13 protein-coding genes are annotated in these 17,330 nt (G+C 36.6%); 4 read left to right on the forward strand and 9 right to left on the reverse strand.

Annotation, left to right across the window (positions count from 1 at the left end):
• The first annotated feature begins 183 nt into the window (after nucleotides 1-183).
• On the forward strand, nucleotides 184-990 hold the full coding sequence (locus MHB53_RS09315) for an alpha/beta fold hydrolase (protein ID WP_340917492.1): 807 nt from the start codon (nucleotides 184-186) through the stop codon (nucleotides 988-990).
• A gap of 326 nt (nucleotides 991-1,316) precedes the next feature.
• The gene (locus MHB53_RS09320; RefSeq protein ID WP_340917493.1) at nucleotides 1,317-1,538 is read left to right on the forward strand and encodes a DeoR family transcriptional regulator; all 222 of its coding nucleotides are present in this window, start codon (nucleotides 1,317-1,319) and stop codon (nucleotides 1,536-1,538) included.
• A gap of 87 nt (nucleotides 1,539-1,625) precedes the next feature.
• On the opposite strand, the gene MHB53_RS09325 is transcribed toward MHB53_RS09320, so the two are convergent.
• The 5 genes from MHB53_RS09325 to glgB all read right to left on the reverse strand — a co-directional run bounded on the left by MHB53_RS09325 (nucleotide 1,626) and on the right by glgB (nucleotide 9,858).
• Nucleotides 1,626-4,052, reverse strand: a complete 2,427-nt coding sequence (locus MHB53_RS09325; RefSeq protein ID WP_340917495.1) for a glycogen/starch/alpha-glucan phosphorylase — start codon at nucleotides 4,050-4,052, stop codon at nucleotides 1,626-1,628.
• Between the two features lie 11 nt (nucleotides 4,053-4,063).
• Complete coding sequence (glgA, locus tag MHB53_RS09330) at nucleotides 4,064-5,488, reverse strand: glycogen synthase GlgA (protein WP_340917497.1); 1,425 nt, start codon at nucleotides 5,486-5,488, stop codon at nucleotides 4,064-4,066.
• Nucleotides 5,489-5,681: 193 nt separating this feature from the next.
• Nucleotides 5,682-6,788, reverse strand: a complete 1,107-nt coding sequence (gene glgD / locus MHB53_RS09335; protein WP_340917501.1) for a glucose-1-phosphate adenylyltransferase subunit GlgD — start codon at nucleotides 6,786-6,788, stop codon at nucleotides 5,682-5,684.
• Entirely contained in the window at nucleotides 6,785-7,942 is a 1,158-nt protein-coding gene (locus MHB53_RS09340; RefSeq protein ID WP_340917503.1) for a glucose-1-phosphate adenylyltransferase, read from the reverse strand. The genes glgD and MHB53_RS09340 overlap by 4 nt, the downstream gene beginning before the upstream one ends.
• Nucleotides 7,939-9,858: a 1,4-alpha-glucan branching protein GlgB gene (glgB, locus tag MHB53_RS09345; protein ID WP_340917506.1), complete on the reverse strand. Its 1,920-nt coding sequence runs from the start codon at nucleotides 9,856-9,858 to the stop codon at nucleotides 7,939-7,941. Before glgB ends, MHB53_RS09340 begins: the two co-directional genes overlap by 4 nt.
• 305 nt (nucleotides 9,859-10,163) lie before the next feature.
• Here glgB and pulA point away from each other — a divergent pair, with 305 nt between their 5' ends.
• Complete coding sequence (gene pulA / locus MHB53_RS09350) at nucleotides 10,164-12,263, forward strand: type I pullulanase (RefSeq protein WP_340917508.1); 2,100 nt, start codon at nucleotides 10,164-10,166, stop codon at nucleotides 12,261-12,263.
• Between the two features lie 41 nt (nucleotides 12,264-12,304).
• On the opposite strand, the gene MHB53_RS09355 is transcribed toward pulA, so the two are convergent.
• From MHB53_RS09355 to MHB53_RS09365, 3 genes are all read right to left on the reverse strand, one after another.
• Complete coding sequence (locus tag MHB53_RS09355) at nucleotides 12,305-12,469, reverse strand: hypothetical protein (protein ID WP_340917511.1); 165 nt, start codon at nucleotides 12,467-12,469, stop codon at nucleotides 12,305-12,307.
• 502 nt (nucleotides 12,470-12,971) lie between these two features.
• The gene (locus MHB53_RS09360; protein WP_340924574.1) at nucleotides 12,972-14,132 is read right to left on the reverse strand and encodes an IS256 family transposase; all 1,161 of its coding nucleotides are present in this window, start codon (nucleotides 14,130-14,132) and stop codon (nucleotides 12,972-12,974) included.
• A 336-nt stretch (nucleotides 14,133-14,468) separates the two neighbouring features.
• Nucleotides 14,469-15,182 carry a pseudouridine synthase gene (locus MHB53_RS09365; protein ID WP_340917513.1) on the reverse strand — a complete coding sequence of 238 codons (714 nt, stop codon included), beginning with the start codon at nucleotides 15,180-15,182 and terminating at the stop codon, nucleotides 14,469-14,471.
• Between the two features lie 115 nt (nucleotides 15,183-15,297).
• Here MHB53_RS09365 and MHB53_RS09370 point away from each other — a divergent pair, with 115 nt between their 5' ends.
• Nucleotides 15,298-15,573 (forward strand): bZIP transcription factor, encoded by a 276-nt coding sequence (locus MHB53_RS09370; protein WP_340917515.1) that lies wholly within the window; start codon nucleotides 15,298-15,300, stop codon nucleotides 15,571-15,573.
• 54 nt (nucleotides 15,574-15,627) lie between these two features.
• Here MHB53_RS09370 and MHB53_RS09375 read toward each other — a convergent pair whose 3' ends face one another.
• Nucleotides 15,628-17,250, reverse strand: a complete 1,623-nt coding sequence (locus MHB53_RS09375; RefSeq protein ID WP_340917519.1) for a putative polysaccharide biosynthesis protein — start codon at nucleotides 17,248-17,250, stop codon at nucleotides 15,628-15,630.
• Between the last annotated feature and the right edge of the window lie 80 nt (nucleotides 17,251-17,330).

The raw sequence follows: 17,330 nt of genomic DNA on the forward strand, positions 1-17,330 counted from the left end.
CTAGATATATTATTAATATACTTACGTTAGCCAACTATGAAAGTTCCGTACAAAACATCAATTGTGGAAAATTACTGAACAATACTAAACTCATGTAAAATAAAAACGCACTTTTTTATTCACTTTACACGCTTATAGTGTTTTAATTGATTAGTATATATTAATAAGGAGTGTCCGCAGGCTGTGTTGCATTATCGACTTTATAAATCTGACCCTGCTAATCCTTGGGTTACACTAATCCATGGAGCTGGTGGAAGTTCAAGTATTTGGTTTAAACAAATAAAAGAATACCGCAAGCGCTTTAATGTATTGAGCATTGACCTTAGAGGCCACGGTCGTTCAAAAAAAGGGATATGGAAAAAGAACGACTCATTTGTGGAAATTACGGATGATGTCATTCAAGTAATGGATTATGTACATATATCAAAAAGTAATTTTGTAGGTATTTCCCTTGGGACCATTGTTATTCAAACACTTGTGCAAAAGTACCCTGAGCGAGTATCATCGCAAATTTTGGGTGGAGCAGTTATCAAGCTCGATATTCGCACAAAATTACTTGTTGGGATGGCAAATATCGTTAAGCATATCGTACCATATATGTATTTATATAAATTGTATGCATGGATTTTAATGCCACATTCAAATCATAAAGAATCAAGACTCGCTTTTATTAACCAGGCGAAAAAAATGTGCCAAAAGGAATTTATTAGATGGTTCTCATTAACAAAATCTATTAACCCTTATTTAAACTCACTCCAACTACAAGTAAACAATATCCCTACACTTTTTGTTATGGGTGAAGAAGATTACTTATTTCTTTCCCCTGTCAAAGAGCTCGTCAACAAACAACCCGACTTGCATCTCATTACAATAAAAAATTCGGGTCATGTCTGCAATATCGATCAACCAGATACATTTAACGAAGTTACATTACAATTTATTCATAAAGTCCATGACATAGTATGGAAACAAAGACAGCCTGTCGGATGATATTCCGGTATGGCTGTTTTTTTCACAAGCTTATCCCTCATTCATAAGAATGCAAGGGCTCTCACAATTAAAAAAGGTTTAGGTTCAAGCTCAACAAGTCAACAGAATCATATAGCACAGCCTTCCTTTTAATATCCGTATATTCCCTGTTCCCTTTTTTTTACTAATACGTTATAATGGAATTGTCTGTTAGTTAGAATTCACTTTAAATTTGAAAAGGAGTTGTCCATTCGAAAGAAAACCAAACTGGAAAGGCCTGGTACAATCAAGGCCTCAAAGCCGTCCGCAGCATCTGCCAAAGGAATTAAAGATGAGGGAGTGGTTTTTTGAAACCTTCAACAAACAGAATGCTTACCCGAATTAAAGATATTTATATATTCATCAAAGATAACGGCACCGTTACAACTCGGGAGCTCGCAGATGAATTCGGAAGCACTCCTCGCACCATTCAAAGGGATTTGAATGTGTTAGAATACAATGACCTAATCAGCAGCCCGCGTCGTGGGAATTGGACAACAACTAAGAAAAGAGTCAAATTGACATCATAATACCTTAATTAAGAGCTGCCCACTATGTGGGCAGCTCTTTTATTGAACCATTTACTTTACTACCATTCCCACGATATCCAATCTCCGCTACAACTGTTTTATTTTCCAAATGTCTGTTGCATATTCTTGAATTGTCCCATCACTCGAAAATTTTCCCGAATAAGCGATATTTGTTACGCTCATATTAAGCCATGTCAATCGATCTCGGTAGGCCCGCTCAACAAGTTCATGCGTTTCAATATAAGGTTCGAAATCTTTTAACACAAAATAAGGATCATTATGATACAAAATATTATAATATATATCTTTAAACTCTATTTCATGAGAACCAAACTCCCCCTTATTTAATTGGTCTAATATCTGTCTTACCCTATCGTCTGTGTTATAAATATTAGGCGCATTATAACCACCATGTCGATAATAATCTAATACTTCATCCGCTGTTAAACCAAAAATAAACATATTCTGGTCACCGACTAAATCATTAATTTCAATGTTTGCACCGTCTAAAGTGCCAACGGTGATTGCACCGTTCATCATCATTTTCATGTTCCCGGTACCAGATGCCTCCTTACTCGCAGTTGAAATCTGTTCACTAATATCGGCCGCTGGAATAATTTTTTCCGCGAGACTCACATTATAATTTTCTAAAAAGATCACTTTTAGCTTATCACCGATAGCTACATCATAATTAACAATGGAAGCAACGGTATGAATTAATTTAATGACCTCTTTGGCCAAATGATAGCTTGGCGCGGCTTTTGCTCCAAAAATAAATGTACGAGGAGTCATATCCAAGTTTGGATTTTCTTTTAATTCATTATATAAATAAATGATATGAAAAATATTAAGTAATTGCCGTTTATATTCATGAAGTCGTTTTATCTGAACATCAAAAATCGATTGTTCATCTACTGAAATACCTGTTCGCTCATAAATAATATTAGCTAATGCTTTTTTATTTTCCCGTTTCACTTGATCAACTTTTTCTAAAAATGATCCGTCATTCGAATATTTTAATAAACTAATCAGCTGTTTTGGACGCTGTATCCACTTTGGACCAATGGTATCTGTAATGAGCTCAGATAATTTTGGGTTTACTTGCAACAACCAGCGCCGATGCGTAATTCCATTCGTTTTATTATTAAAACGATTGGGGAAGAGTGCATAAAAGTTTTTCATTTCCTTCTTTTTTAAAATTTCAGTATGAATCCGTGCTACACCATTTACACTAAAGCTACCAATGATCGCCAGTCGCGCCATATGAACTTGGTCATCAGCAATGATTGCTAGCTTCGGAATCTCCTCTCTCATCTCCTCATGGTCAAACCAAATACCTTTACAAAAACGTTCATTTATTTCATCAATAATCATATAAATACGCGGCAGCAAATGATTCATCATACCTTTTGACCATGTTTCAAGAGCCTCACTTAGTGTCGTATGATTCGTGTAGGCAAAAACTTTGGTTGTCACTTCCCAAGCACTTTTCCAACTGAAATGCTCTTCATCCATCAAAATCCTCATAAGTTCGGGGATCGCTAGACTAGGGTGTGTATCATTAATTTGAATAACGACTTTTTCAGGTAAGTGCCTTAATGATATTTGATGATTCTTTTTAAAATTATTAATAATATTTTGGATACTGGCGGAGACCAGAAAATATTGTTGTTTTAAACGCAACTCTTTTCCTTCATGACTTGAATCATCGGGATATAAAAATCCGGAAATTTGTTCAATGGAATGCTGATGATCAAGATCATGATAATATTTCAAGCCATCACCTGATAACTCCTCTTCCTTATATTCTGACTCAGCACTCCATAGGCGGAGAGTGTTTATCACTTCGTTTTGATAACCAACAATCGGAATATCATAAGGAACAGCCATAACTTTGTCGGTATTTTCATATTTAAATTCGAGACTACCATCGTTCTTTTTGAACATATGTACATCTCCATGAAAATGAATACAAACAGCTTCGTCCTCTTTTCTCATTTCCCACGGATAATCATTTTTTAACCAATAGTCTGGTAGCTCTATTTGATTTCCGTGAATAATTCTTTGTTCAAATAATCCATAGCGATATCTGATACCAAATCCATGACCTGGATACTTAAGTGATGCTAAGGAATCTAAAAAGCATGCCGCTAATCGCCCTAATCCTCCATTTCCTAAGCCCGCATCATGTTCTTGGGCATAGACTTTCTTCGCATCAAATCCCAACCTTTTAAGCGCTTGATTTGATTGTTCAAGAAGGCCACAATTAAGTAAATTGCTTTCAATTAAACTTCCAACTAAAAACTCCATCGATAAATAATACATTTGTTTACAGTTTTTTTCTTTATATTTCTGTTTTGTTTCAAGCCATTGCGGCATGATTTCCTCATTTACAATCGAGGAAATCGCATAGTAAATATCGTTCTCTACCGCATCCTTTACATCTTTCCCAAAGTCCTTTTTTAGCTTATATTTAACTCGTTCTATAAATTCATCTACAGTTAGCTGTGACAAGCGCCCTCCCCCTATACATATATTGGTGATAATTGCTCATACATAATTGCATATTCACGTGCTGAATCTTTCCAGCTAAACTGGCTTTTATTCACATTTTTTAAAAGCTGTAACCATAGGGAACGGCTGTGATATATAGTCAAAGAATAATGTAAAACAGTCAAAAGTTCATGAGCATTATAATTTGTAAAGCTAAATCCGTTACCTTCACCAGTTAATTCATTAAAGGGAAAGACAGTATCTTTTAAGCCTCCCGTTTCACGCACGATTGGAACGGTTTTATATTGCAAAGCAATAAGTTGCGCTAACCCACAAGGTTCAAACTTGGACGGCATGATGAAGTAGTCAGCACTTGCATATAATTGTCGAGCTACCCCCTCATCAAAGGTTAACAACGTTACTAGTTTCTCTGGATATCGATGAGCAGCATCTGAAAAGTACATTTCGAAAGCTTCATCACCAGTTCCTAATATGATTAATTGAACGTCCTCCTGAAGAAAATCATCTAAAATATGTTGGAGAAGATGCAATCCTTTTTGCTCGACTAATCGAGTAATAATAATATAAAGAGGTTTTTCGCCATCAACTGGCAAACCTACCTTTTCTTGTATCGCGATTTTATTTGCCTTTTTACTTGCTCTCGAGGAACGATATTTCACTGGTATTGATGGATCCGTCAAAGGATTATAATCCTTTGTGTCGATGCCATTAAGGATACCTATAATATCATCTGACCTTTCTAAAAGAAGTGAATGCAGTCCTTCACTATAGTATGGATCTTTTATTTCATCTGCATAACTAGGGCTAACAGTAGTTATTTTGTCTGCATGAAACAAAGCGCTTTTTAGGCAATTTAACATTCCATTCCATTCCATGCCTCCTAAATGCTCAGCAGGCAAATCGAAAAAATCATCAAATGTCCCTAGTGGCATCACACCTTGGTATTTAATATTATGAATCGTAAATATAGTCTTCATATCAGCAATTGGATTCATTATTTTGGCTAAAGCCACAGCCATTCCAGCTTGCCAATCATGGGCATGTAATATTTCTGGTTTAAAGTCAAGATGAGCCATTGCCTCTATCACAGCTTGGCAAAAGAATACAAAACGTTCACCATCGTCATAATAGCCGTATACGCCTTTTCGCGTGAAATAATACTCATTTGCGATAAAATAATAAATAATTTCGTTATATTCTAAAGTATAAATACTTGCTTCTTGATTTCGCCATCCTAGTGGAACATCAAATGACGCATGGTATGTCATTTGCTCCTGCCATTTTTCTGGTATTTCATCATATAAAGGTAGCACTACACGGACATCCATTCCTTCATTTTCTTTCAATGCCTGTGGAAGAGATCCAATCACATCCGCTAGACCTCCAGTTTTAATAAATGGTGTACATTCTGAAGCAACAAATAATACATTTTTCATACTTGATCTCTCCTTCTTTTATTTATTGTCTAGCTATCGGCCCCTTCGCCTTGTATCTTCTTTATTTTGTTTGCGATTAAGAAAGGTCCACAGTAGGACTGTATGTGATCGTTACATGGATATTGCCACAGGACTTGGTAACCTACATTCCATTTACACATACGGCGATGAACAGGGCGCTTTCGCTTCCTTTTTATATTATTTGTCTTTTTGCGATGACGTATGGTTTATCTTGTGAACCAATAAATGTTTGGTTTGCTGTTACATGGACATCTTTATCTAATATTACATTTTCTAAATAGACGCCTTCTTCAATCGTACAACGCTGCATGATGATTGAATTTTTAATGGTAGCACCCTGTTTTACTGCCACTTCTCGAAATAGAACACTGCCCTCGACATCTCCATCAATCACACAGCCATTTGCGAGGATTGACTTTTTAACACTTGCATCACTTCTATGTTTCGCTGGGGGCTGATTTCCAACTTTTGTCCGAATAAACGGTGGCTTGTAAAAGAGCTTTTGATAATTTTCTTCAGATAATAGATTCATATTATGACGATAATAGCTTTCAATTGAATTAACAAATGCACTATACCCGTTATATTGATGGGTTTGAACTTTCAATTCGGACTGTTTATCTTTAATTCCATGAATAAAAAAGTTATCTTTATGATGTGCGATGCATTGATCAACTAATTCCATTAATAACTTTTTGTTAATGATGTAAACCCCTGTAAACAATTGCTGATTTTTCTTATCGTTTGTGATATTTGTTAACCAGGCATTCTCGTCTGATTCGATTCGAAAATAAGGATCGTGTTCCGAAGTTAATTCCTTAACATGTGTAGATATGAGTGTAACATCTGCTTGACGATCCAGATGAAACTTAAATGCTGCTTGAAAATCTGTATTGGCTATAAATTGACTACCGCTTATTAAAACATACTCGGATTTCCCACGAGCAAAATAATCACGGTTATTATGAAAAAATTGTAAATCACCTTTCGAATAATCCGATGGATCATTCCAATCAGGCGGTAGTATAAATAAACCACCGTTTCTCCTATCCAGTTCCCAATTTTCTCCTGTTCCAAGATGGTCCATTAAAGAACGATATTTACTGCGAGTGAAAATCCCAACTTCTTCTATTTTAGAATTGACCATATTTGAAAGCGTAAAATCAATCATTCGATAGCGTCCTGCGAAAGGAATAGAAGCACCGTTACGAAAATATGTTAATTCATGAAAATAGTGATGCTCATGTTCTAAATTAATTAGCCCCATCATTGTGTTCATCCGACTTTTCCTCCAGTAAGTGATAACATCTCTGTTAACTTTTCATTATCAATAACAAGCGGTTCATCGTCCAAATCAACCCTGATATACGTTCCTTCTGGAACTTCTGTGTTTTCCATCACAATGACGCGCTCCAATACTGAGTTTTTACCCACTCTTACCCCAGGATGCAAAATCGATTGGTTAATGAAACTATCACGTTGAATAACTACATTTTCAAATATGACCGAACTTTCTACCGTTCCCGAAACTTGGCATCCCGAGGTGATTAGTGAATGCTTGATTACTGAATATTCACTGATATATTGTGGAGGTAAATTGGATTCATTGGAATATATTCTCCAATTAGGATTGTTTAACGAAAGACTCCAATCTTCATCAAGTAAATCCATATTTGCTTCCCAATAGCTTTGTACAGTGCCAACATCTTTCCAATATCCTTCGAATTGATAACCAAATAAACGGAGATCATTATTAAGCATTGCCGGAATAATATCTTTTCCGAAATCGTGGCTGGAAAAACTAAGTTCAGCATCCTCGATCAAATACGATTTTAAGGTTGCCCATGTAAATATATAAATACCCATTGATGCTAGGTTACTTTTTGGTTTTTTAGGTTTTTCATCAAATTCATAGATTCGTAGGTCCTCTGTTGTATTCAAAATTCCGAAACGTGAAGCTTCCTCCCAAGGTACCGGGATAACAGATATTGTTGCATCTGCTTTTGTTTGTTTGTGCTGATCCAATAGTTTCCTATAATCCATTTGATAAATATGATCACCTGAAATAACCAGAATGTATTCTGGATCATACTGATCGATATAGTGAATGTTTTGATAGATAGCATCCGCTGTTCCTGAATACCAGCTTCCACCATTTTTTGCTGTATAAGGCGAGAGTATTGTTACACCACTATTTTCCCGATCCAAATCCCAAGGCTTTCCATTTCCGATATGTGTATTTAGTTCAAGCGGAGAATATTGGGTCATAACTCCTAGTGTATGAATACCAGAATTCGTACAGTTGCTTAATGTATAGTCAATAATCCGATATTTACCTCCAAAATGTACTGCTGGTTTTGCCAAACTTTTCGTTAATGCTCCTAATCGTTTTCCTTCCCCACCAGCTAACAGCATACCTACACACTCTTTCATAAAACGACCTCCTCAATTGATGGTATAATTTTGCGTTTAAATACGGATATCGCTAAAGGTGGTACTTTTACTTTGATATGTTGCGGCAATGCATGCCACTTTTTGGGAATACTAAAATGATCAGTTTCATTCAATTGACTAGATCCTCCATACTTCTCTTCATCGGAATTAAAAATTTCCACATACGTTCCTGATACTGGAACACCAATTTTATAGTCATAATAGACAATGGGCGTAAAATTACAAATGATGATTAATTCATCCTCCTGACTTTTACTTCGCCTGCGGAAAGCAATAATACTTTGATCGATATTATGTGGATCTATCCATTCAAATCCTTTTGGATTATGATCTAATTCATATAGTCCAGGATTTTCTAGATAAAAATGATTTAACGCTTTTACGTATTGAAACATTGCTTTATGAAGTGGGTAATCCAATAAGTGCCAGTCAATTTCTTTTTTATCCTTCCATTCAGCATATTGTGCTAGCTCACCTCCCATAAATAATAACTTTTTACCAGGATGGGCCATCATATAGCCATAAAGCAATCTTAGATTTGCAAACTGTTGCCATTGATCTCCTGGCATTTTATCCAGTAATGATTTTTTACCGTGAACCACCTCATCATGTGACAATGGCAAAAGAAAATTTTCTGAATGAGTATACATGAATGAGAATGTAAGTAAATTGTGGTGCCACTTACGATGAACAGGATCTTTTTTCATATAGGAAAGCATGTCATTCATCCAGCCCATATTCCATTTAAAATTAAAGCCAAGGCCACCCCCATATGTAGGTGCCGTAACAAGTGGCAGATCGGAACTATCCTCAGCCAACATCAAGGCATTGGGCTCATACGAAAAAACAACCTCATTTAATTTACGAATAAAGGCATATGCTTCCAGGTTTTCCTCCCCACCGTACGAATTATAAATTTTTTCATCATCTTCATGTTTATCGAAATTAAGAAAGAGCATACTTGCCACAGCATCTACGCGTATGCCGTCAATATGGTATTCTTCAAACCAAAATAGAGCATTAGAAATTAAAAAACTTTGTACCTCTGGACGCCCAAAATCAAAGGTCAACGTCCCCCACGACTTTTTTTCCGCTTTACGAGGGTCGGCGTATTCGTATAACGGTTTGCCGTCAAACTCACGAAGTCCAAAGTCATCTTTGCAAAAGTGTCCCGGTACCCAATCCATAATCACTCCAATTTTATGCCTATGACACTCATCAACAAAGTATTTAAAATCGTCACGTGGACCATACCTAGACGTTACAGAAAAATACCCTGTTATTTGATAGCCCCATGATAGATCAAATGGATGTTCTGATAGTGGGAGCAGCTCAATATGGGTATAGCCTAGTAATTTAACATATGGAATCAATGTATCAACAAGTTCCCGGTATGTAAAAAAGTCCCCATTTTCCTTTGTTTTCCAAGAACCTAAATGAACTTCATATATAGAGACTGGTGATGAATGCGCATCAAAACTCTCTTTTTGTTTTTGCCACTCATGATCATTCCATTCATATGTGGATTGTGCCGGGGTTATAGATTCTGTAGCTGGCCTGAGCCCTGATTGAAAAGCATAAGGATCTGCTTTAAATAGTTTTTGTCCATTCGAGGTTACTATTTCATATTTATATGGAATATTCGCTGGAATATCAGTAAAAAAACCGACCCATAATCCTTCATTTGTCATTCTATGTAAGGTATAGGCATTCCCTTTCCATTCATTAAAATCTCCGACAAGCTGTATATTCGATGCATTTGGCGCCCACACCACAAAGCGGTAACCACTCTCACCTTCACACTCAATATAGTGGCAACCTAAAATGTGATGCGTACGATAATTTGTTCCTTGATGAAATAGAAAGATATCTTGTTCGGAAATATTGTATTCCAAATATGTTAACTCCCTTCATAATTTGTTGTTCACTTTTTTCCATGTATAGTGAAATAGATAACAAACTCTATTATAGAAGATAACTTGGATAATTAACCGAAGATTCGATCGACAAATCTCTGTATAAACTAAGGAGTTATAAGTGTTATTGTCGAATATATTATGGAACGATAATACCTCTATTTTATAAAGTTATTTATATATGAAAAAGTATGAATTTCTATTTTAAAGTCGATACTTTTCCCAGAATGAACGTACAAACATATAATGAAATAAGAAAATGCGATCTAAAAGGGGATGCTTTCGTGGTCACACATGTTGCTTGGATTGATGATACTCGTCTATTAACAGTTGAAATCAAAGATAGCACGCTTCTGCCTAATACAAATGAGCGTCCTACCATATATTGGGCCGAAGCTGGAAGATTTTTTAAAACCAGATTAGAAAGTAATAGTGATAGCTCTTCCGTAAAAATAATATTTTATGAAGAATTACCAATGGGAGAAGAGCTTATCCTCAAATGGGGGGATATGAACATACCCATCTATCCAAGAGCGATTGTTAGAACAAATTGGTTCGACGAGCACTATTCAGCTCTGAATGCCAAATTAGGGGCTAAATGTGAAAATGATATTACAAACTTTTCCATTTGGGCACCGACGGCCACTTCCGTAATATTATATTTAAATAATAATAGACATGTATTAAATCGACAACAAAATGGGGTTTGGACATTAATCATTCATCGAAACCTGCATGGTTTAGAATATGATTATGAGGTTATGATCAATGGAAAAGTGATCCGCGTGAATGATCCATACGCGAAAGCTATGCTCGCCAATAGTACAAAAAGTGTAATTGTAGATTTTTCTAAAACAGATAGGAATGTCTCAAAAAGACCGATGGTGCAACATTTGCAGGACGCAATCATTTATGAACTTCATGTTCGTGACGCTACATCTCACAATGAAAGTGGGATCGTGGATAAAGGTACATTTTCCGGTTTGACTGAAATAAATACACATACCAAAAGCAGCTACACTACAGGCCTTTCTTATATGAAAGAACTTGGATTTACACATGTTCAATTATTACCGATTAATGACTTTGCCCGTGTCAACGAGCTTCATCCAAAGGAAGGTTATAATTGGGGATATGATCCATTATTTTTTCAAGTTCCCGAAGGAAGTTATTCTCTAACTCCTACAGACCCTATCGCTAGGATCAACGAATGCAAACAAATGATTCATGCATTTCATCAGGTGGGAATATCCGTTATTCTTGATGTCGTTTATAATCATGTATTTATTATGGATGAATCAGTATTTGAAAAGCTTGTTCCGGGATATTATTTTCGATATCACATAGATGGCACACTTAGTAATGGAACAGGAGTCGGTAATGATTTTGCGTCGGAACGAAAAATGGCAAGAAAGTTCATTTTAGATACAATTGAATTGTGGCTGAAAGAATATAATGTGGATGGATTTCGCTTTGACTTAATGGGAGCAACTGATATTGAAACGATGCAAGCCATTCAGGAACGGTGTGCAAAAGAAATTGTGCCTATTATGCTTCTAGGTGAGGGTTGGAATTTACCTACAGCATTAAATGATGAAAAAAAAGCTTTGTCTTCCAATTCACAGCATTTAGCGGAAATTCGATTTTTCAATGATTATTTTCGAGATTCTCTCAAAGGAAATTTATTTGATCACAATGATACAGGATATGTTAATGGTAATGGTCGTTTTAATGAACGTATGTCTCATTTGGTAACCGGCTCTACATTGAATGTTTATGGGGAACCTTTTGTTTCCGAAGTAAGCCAAACGATTAACTATGTAGAATGTCACGATAATCATACACTATGGGACCGACTCCTAATTACCAATAAGCAAGTAAATGATTCCGACCGTAAAAAAATGCATCAACTCGCTACTGGAATTACCTTATTAAGTCAAGGTGTGCCATTCATTCATGCTGGTCAAGAATGGTTTAGAACAAAACAAGGGGACGAAAACAGCTATACTTCCGGAGACGAAATTAATCAATTAGATTGGAATAAAAGAGAGTTAGAAAATGACAATATAGAATTTATTAAAACACTTATTTCACTTCGAAAAAAATATGATGTTTTCCGTCTGCGTTCTAATGATGAGATTAGGAAAAGATTTCATTTTTTAAATACGCCAGAACCTGTTTTCGGATTTGCCCTATTTGGAAACGATGAAGATTTTTCTATATATGTTAATCCTACGAAAAATTTCTACGAGCTACAATTGCCTTCATCGGGCACATGGCAAATTTCAGCAACAAATGATTTCCATAGAAAACAGCAGCAAGTAAAAGGGGAATTTACTACTATTGAACCTTATGAGCTTATCGTGCTTAAAAAACCTCGATAAAAGAAAAAAACGTCAGATGTACTGGCGTTTTTTTCTTTTCATCATTTTCCTCTACCCTTCCGACCATAATTAGAATTACGATTTGCTCCTTTCATCGGATCTTCTCCAGAAGCAAATTCGGCAGTATAGTCAGATTTCTCTATATTTTCCTTCGGTGTTTTACTGTACTTTTCAACAGCATTTCTCGCAGCTTTTCGTTTTACCATCAATAATCCCCCTTTCTATGATTAAAATTCAATCATAGTTTCCCCGCTCACCATGTTCATATCCATAGGAGATTATAGAAAGGTTATCAATAGTCGTTCTATATTGATTTGAGTTTAAAACTTGGTTATTAAAAATTCTGCCGCGTTTTTTGTAAATCTCTTTCATTTTAATGATCATGAACCGAAGTTTACCTGCCAATCACATTATTTTACTACTATGCACACGATTTATTGGCCACTCACATGATTTACTGGCTACTCGCACGATTTTACTGGCCACTCACATGATTTACTGGCTACTCACGCGATTTACTGGCCACTCACATGATTTACTGGCCACTCGCACGATTTTACTGGCCACTCACATGATTTACAAGTCAAGTCCAGACAATTGTGTAATTTAGTTTACAATGTTTTCTTTATGATATTTAGTTATAGTTGGCTATTTTATTTCATCAAGTGAAAAGGGGGTACCCCCTTTTCACTTGATGAAATTGTCATTTTATAAACTCTTTTTTCCGCTTCGTTCTCTGTTTTCATAATCCATTAGTATTGCACCGATAAGTCGAAATGCAGATTGATTATTCGGGAAGATACGTATGACTCTTTCTCTCCTGCGAACCTCCTGATTAAGCCTTTCAAGTGAATTTGTGCTCGCTAGATAACGATGATAACGAGAAGGCTGGTTGAGAAATTGAATGGCATCTTCGAAGCCATCCTCTAAAATTTCAATTGCTTTCTGGACCTTTGCTTCTTCTTCATATTTATCGACAAATTGCTCTTTATATTGGCGAGCTTCTTCTACTGAAATACTATTAAAGATGCGCCTCATGTCAGCGATTATTTGTTTTGATTCTTTTTTTGGCAATCGTTCAATGATATTCCGTTTAAAATGGACAGTGCAACGTTGCCAAGAAGTGCCTATGAATTCCCGCTGAATTGCTTTTTTCAGTCCTTCATGAGCGTCTGAAATAATAAGTTTTGGAGACTGAAGAGCACGTCCTTTCAGGTGTTGGAAGAATCCTTGCCATGCCTCAAAACTCTCAACATGATCGATTTTTAGTCCAATCACTTCACGTCTCTTGTTTTCATTTATCGCTGTAGCGATATAAACTGCCTTGGAAATCACTTTATTATGTTCCCGGACCTTGATATACATAGCATCTGCATAAACGTACGGATAGTACATGGTATTTAGGGGGCGGTTTGCCCACTCATTTACGATTGGATCTAGCTTTCCAGTAAGCGAAGATACGAACGATTTAGAGACGTTTTCTCCACACAGTTGTTGAACGACATTTGTGACTTTTCGAGTGGAAATCCCATTGACCACCATCTCTAACATCGACAATACAAAAGCCTGATCGACACGGGAAAACCTTTCAAACACGGAGGGAGAAAAGTGTCCCTCACGGGTTCTCGGGACTCGCAGTTGAACCCTTCCAATACTAAGGAGAAGCTCTCGCTCGTAGTAGCCATTTCGGTAATCAATGCGTTCGATCGAGCGCTCGTAGGCAGCTGCTTGGAGATAATCATCGCGTTCCTTCTCCATATATTCATTTAGGACAAGTACAATCGTGGATTTTACTACCGCTTCCAGGTTTGAATTTAGCACTGAGTCTTTTAAAATTTCAATATCTAGGTTAAAATTAAGTTGGGTCATCATCAATTCCTCCTCAATGTGATCGTGGTTGAAAACATTGTAAAGTGAGGTCTTGATGAGACCTTTTCTTTTTACACAATTATACGGACTCTAACTGATTTACTGGCTACTCACGCGATTTAATGGCCACTCACATGATTTACTGGCCACTCACGCCATTTACTGGCTACTCACATGATTTACTGGCTACTCACGCCATTTACTGGCCACTCACATGATTTACTAGCCACTCACGCCATTTACTGGCCACTCACATGATTTACTAGCCACTCACGCCATTTACTGGTTACTCGCACGGTGGCTGTCACATTTCTTTATTAATTATTTGCTGACAAATTATCGATATTCTTTTAAAACATTTATTTCTTCTTGCGTCAATTCCCGGTATTCGCCAAGTTCAAGAGATTCATCTAATACAAGTGGTCCCATGGAAATACGTTTTAAATAAATTACCTTTTTACCAAGCGCTTCAAACATACGCTTTACTTGATGAAACTTCCCCTCCGATATCGTTAATTCAATATCGGATCTGAGACCAGATTTTATAATCTTTAATTCACCTGGTTTTGTATGATAGCCATCGTCGAGAGTAATACCTTTTTGAAATTCTTTCACATCATCTTCCGTTACTACCGTGTTTATTACAGCAAAATAAGTTTTCGGCACATTCTTCTTCGGAGAAAGCAGTTGATGTGCTAGCTGTCCGTCATTCGTCAAAAGTAGGAACCCTTCTGTGTCTTTATCCAGTCGCCCAACAGGAAAAGGGTTGTAGACCGCATCAGTATGAACAAGCAAATCAACTACCGTCTCATCACGAGAATCTTCTGTAGCTGAAATCACGCCATTAGGTTTGTTCATCATCAGATAAATGAACTCCTTATAGTGAATTTCTTCTCCTAAAATAACTATTGAATCATTATTAGGATCAACATGAACTTTTGCATCCTTCACTGTTTTTCCATTAACTGTTACACTTCCATCCTTCAATACTTTCTTCACTTCTTTTCTACTCCCGTAACCGAGATTTGCAAGCAACTTATCGATTCTCATGGGTTAACCTCCGAATTATTATTACTTTCCCAATTTAGGTAAAACGCCCAAACATTCTTTTACCTTTTACATAGGCTATTGATGTAGTAACGAATGAATGGAGTGAATTGACATTATGATGAATTACCCCCAGCATATACCAATGGGAATGATACCGCAGCATCCTGAAAGGCAAACACCACCTCAGCAACAATTTGGTTTTCCTAGTTTTCCGGGATTTCCAGATCAGTCTACAAACAGAAGACTAGATCAACTTGAAAGGCAAGTGCAACGTCTCGATCGACAAGTTGAAAGGCTGGACCGCAGGGTGGATAGACTTGAAAGACAACTAGGCTTTACCGGCCGACCTGAGCACCCTGGACATACAGATACTCAAGGTGGATATTATTAATTATTAAAGTAAAAAAGAGGCTTACCGCGGTAGCCTCTTTTTTCTATCCGTAAATCACGATAGCCGCAGTCGTTTTTTAAGTTTCTGGAGACGTGTACCAAATAATCTATCAGCAAGACCTGATTTTAAACCGAGATAACCATATATGATTCCGCCAATTGCTGCACAGATAACGATAATAACAATCGACTGAAATTTCGTTTCTGGAATGATAAAATAAAGCATGCCTTTGTAGACTAGCCAAACAGGAATAGCCATCATTATGTTAAAAATAACAATCAATATCGATCTTCTTGCTACTAATTTAAATGGATAATGGGCAAATTTCTTAATAATGATTAGATTAATCACGATAGAGACTGTATAGCCCAATGCAGTTGCGTAAACGGCACCCTGCGTTCCAAATGCTTTGATTAATGGGATATTAAAAGCTAGTTTAATAAGAATACCAGTCAATAAGCTTAAAATTGTGTAGCGCTGTTCGTTTATCCCTTGTAATACAGCAGCTGTCACAGAAAATAGAGCAAATAATATCGCTACAGGCGCATATGTTTGCAATACAGAAGCGGCATAGGGATCAAATTTAAAAAATGCTGTATATATTGGTTCAGCTAGTAACGCTAGACCAATTGCAGCTGGCATTGTAATGAATAATAACACCTGGAATGTTTGGTCGAGCTGGCGGAACATGATACGTTTGTCACCTTTTACAAACGATTCCGTCACAAGTGGTACTAATGTTAGGGCAAAAGCCGTTGCAAGCGATACTGGAATGATGACAAGTTTATGTGTAGTCATATTCAAAATACCTAGTGAACTAAGCGCATCAGCTTCTTTTCCGGCCTCAGCCATTGCTCTAACAAATGTGTTTTGATCAATAAATTGATACATAGGGTTTGCTATCCCGACTAATACGAACGGCAACGCATATATAAGGATTTCTTTATACATATTGCCTAGCGAAATTTCAACCGTTCCCTTATCATATTGTAAAAATTCATCTAGTCCTGGCTTGCGCTTTTTCCAATACCAGAGAAGCACAAGAAGGCTCGCAATCCCACCGATAAATGCAGCAAACGTAGCAACACTAATCGCTGTAACGACATTACCGTTTAAAACATACAGAACTATAAAAGAACCACCAAGTAAAAAAGCAATTCGGGCAATTTGTTCCACAACTGTAGAAACCGCAGATGGTCCCATTGATTGGTGTCCTTGGAAAAATCCACGAATCAAACTCATTACTGGAATAATAATTAACGCGAAACTCACTGCTCTCATTACCGTTGTCACATCGGCAACCGTATATGGGGAGTTTTCTAGCCCCTCTAGGACAAGTTCAGCTAACCATGGCGCTAAACCGTACATTGCTAAAAACGACAGAACCCCTGTAACAAACATGACATAAATTCCGGACTTGAACAATTTTCGACCAACTGCGTATTCTTCAATCGCATTGTATTTAGCAATATATTTAGAAACAGCAAGCGGCACACCTGCTGTAGCAATACTAATAAATATAGAATATGGGATATAGCCGGCAGTATACAAAGCTGCTTCTTCATCACCTGCTCCGATGATTGCATAAAATGGAATAACATAAAATAAACCTAATACTTTTGAAAGGATTGTTCCCAAAGTTAATATAAATGTTCCACGAATTAATTTAGATGACATACAATATCTGACTCTCCATTAAAGAATATTGTTATTAATTTATATCTGAGTATTATTGATAATAGCAAATTAGCTATAAT

The sequence above is a fragment of the Bacillus sp. FSL K6-3431 genome (assembly GCF_038002605.1).
Classification (GTDB): Bacteria; Bacillota; Bacilli; order Bacillales; family Bacillaceae_C; genus Lederbergia.

Excerpts from the sequence above, each read along its gene's own strand:
- glgA (WP_340917497.1), bottom strand. The coding sequence starts at position 5,488 with ATGAAAAATGTATTATTTGTTGCTTCAGAATGTACACCATTTATTAAA.
- glgD (WP_340917501.1), bottom strand. The coding sequence starts at position 6,788 with ATGAACACAATGATGGGGCTAATTAATTTAGAACATGAGCATCACTAT.
- MHB53_RS09340 (WP_340917503.1), bottom strand. The coding sequence starts at position 7,942 with ATGAAAGAGTGTGTAGGTATGCTGTTAGCTGGTGGGGAAGGAAAACGA.
- MHB53_RS09355 (WP_340917511.1), bottom strand. The coding sequence starts at position 12,469 with ATGGTAAAACGAAAAGCTGCGAGAAATGCTGTTGAAAAGTACAGTAAA.
- MHB53_RS09360 (WP_340924574.1), bottom strand. The coding sequence starts at position 14,132 with ATGACCCAACTTAATTTTAACCTAGATATTGAAATTTTAAAAGACTCA.
- MHB53_RS09365 (WP_340917513.1), bottom strand. The coding sequence starts at position 15,182 with ATGAGAATCGATAAGTTGCTTGCAAATCTCGGTTACGGGAGTAGAAAA.
- MHB53_RS09370 (WP_340917515.1), top strand. The coding sequence starts at position 15,298 with ATGATGAATTACCCCCAGCATATACCAATGGGAATGATACCGCAGCAT.
- MHB53_RS09375 (WP_340917519.1), bottom strand. The coding sequence starts at position 17,250 with ATGTCATCTAAATTAATTCGTGGAACATTTATATTAACTTTGGGAACA.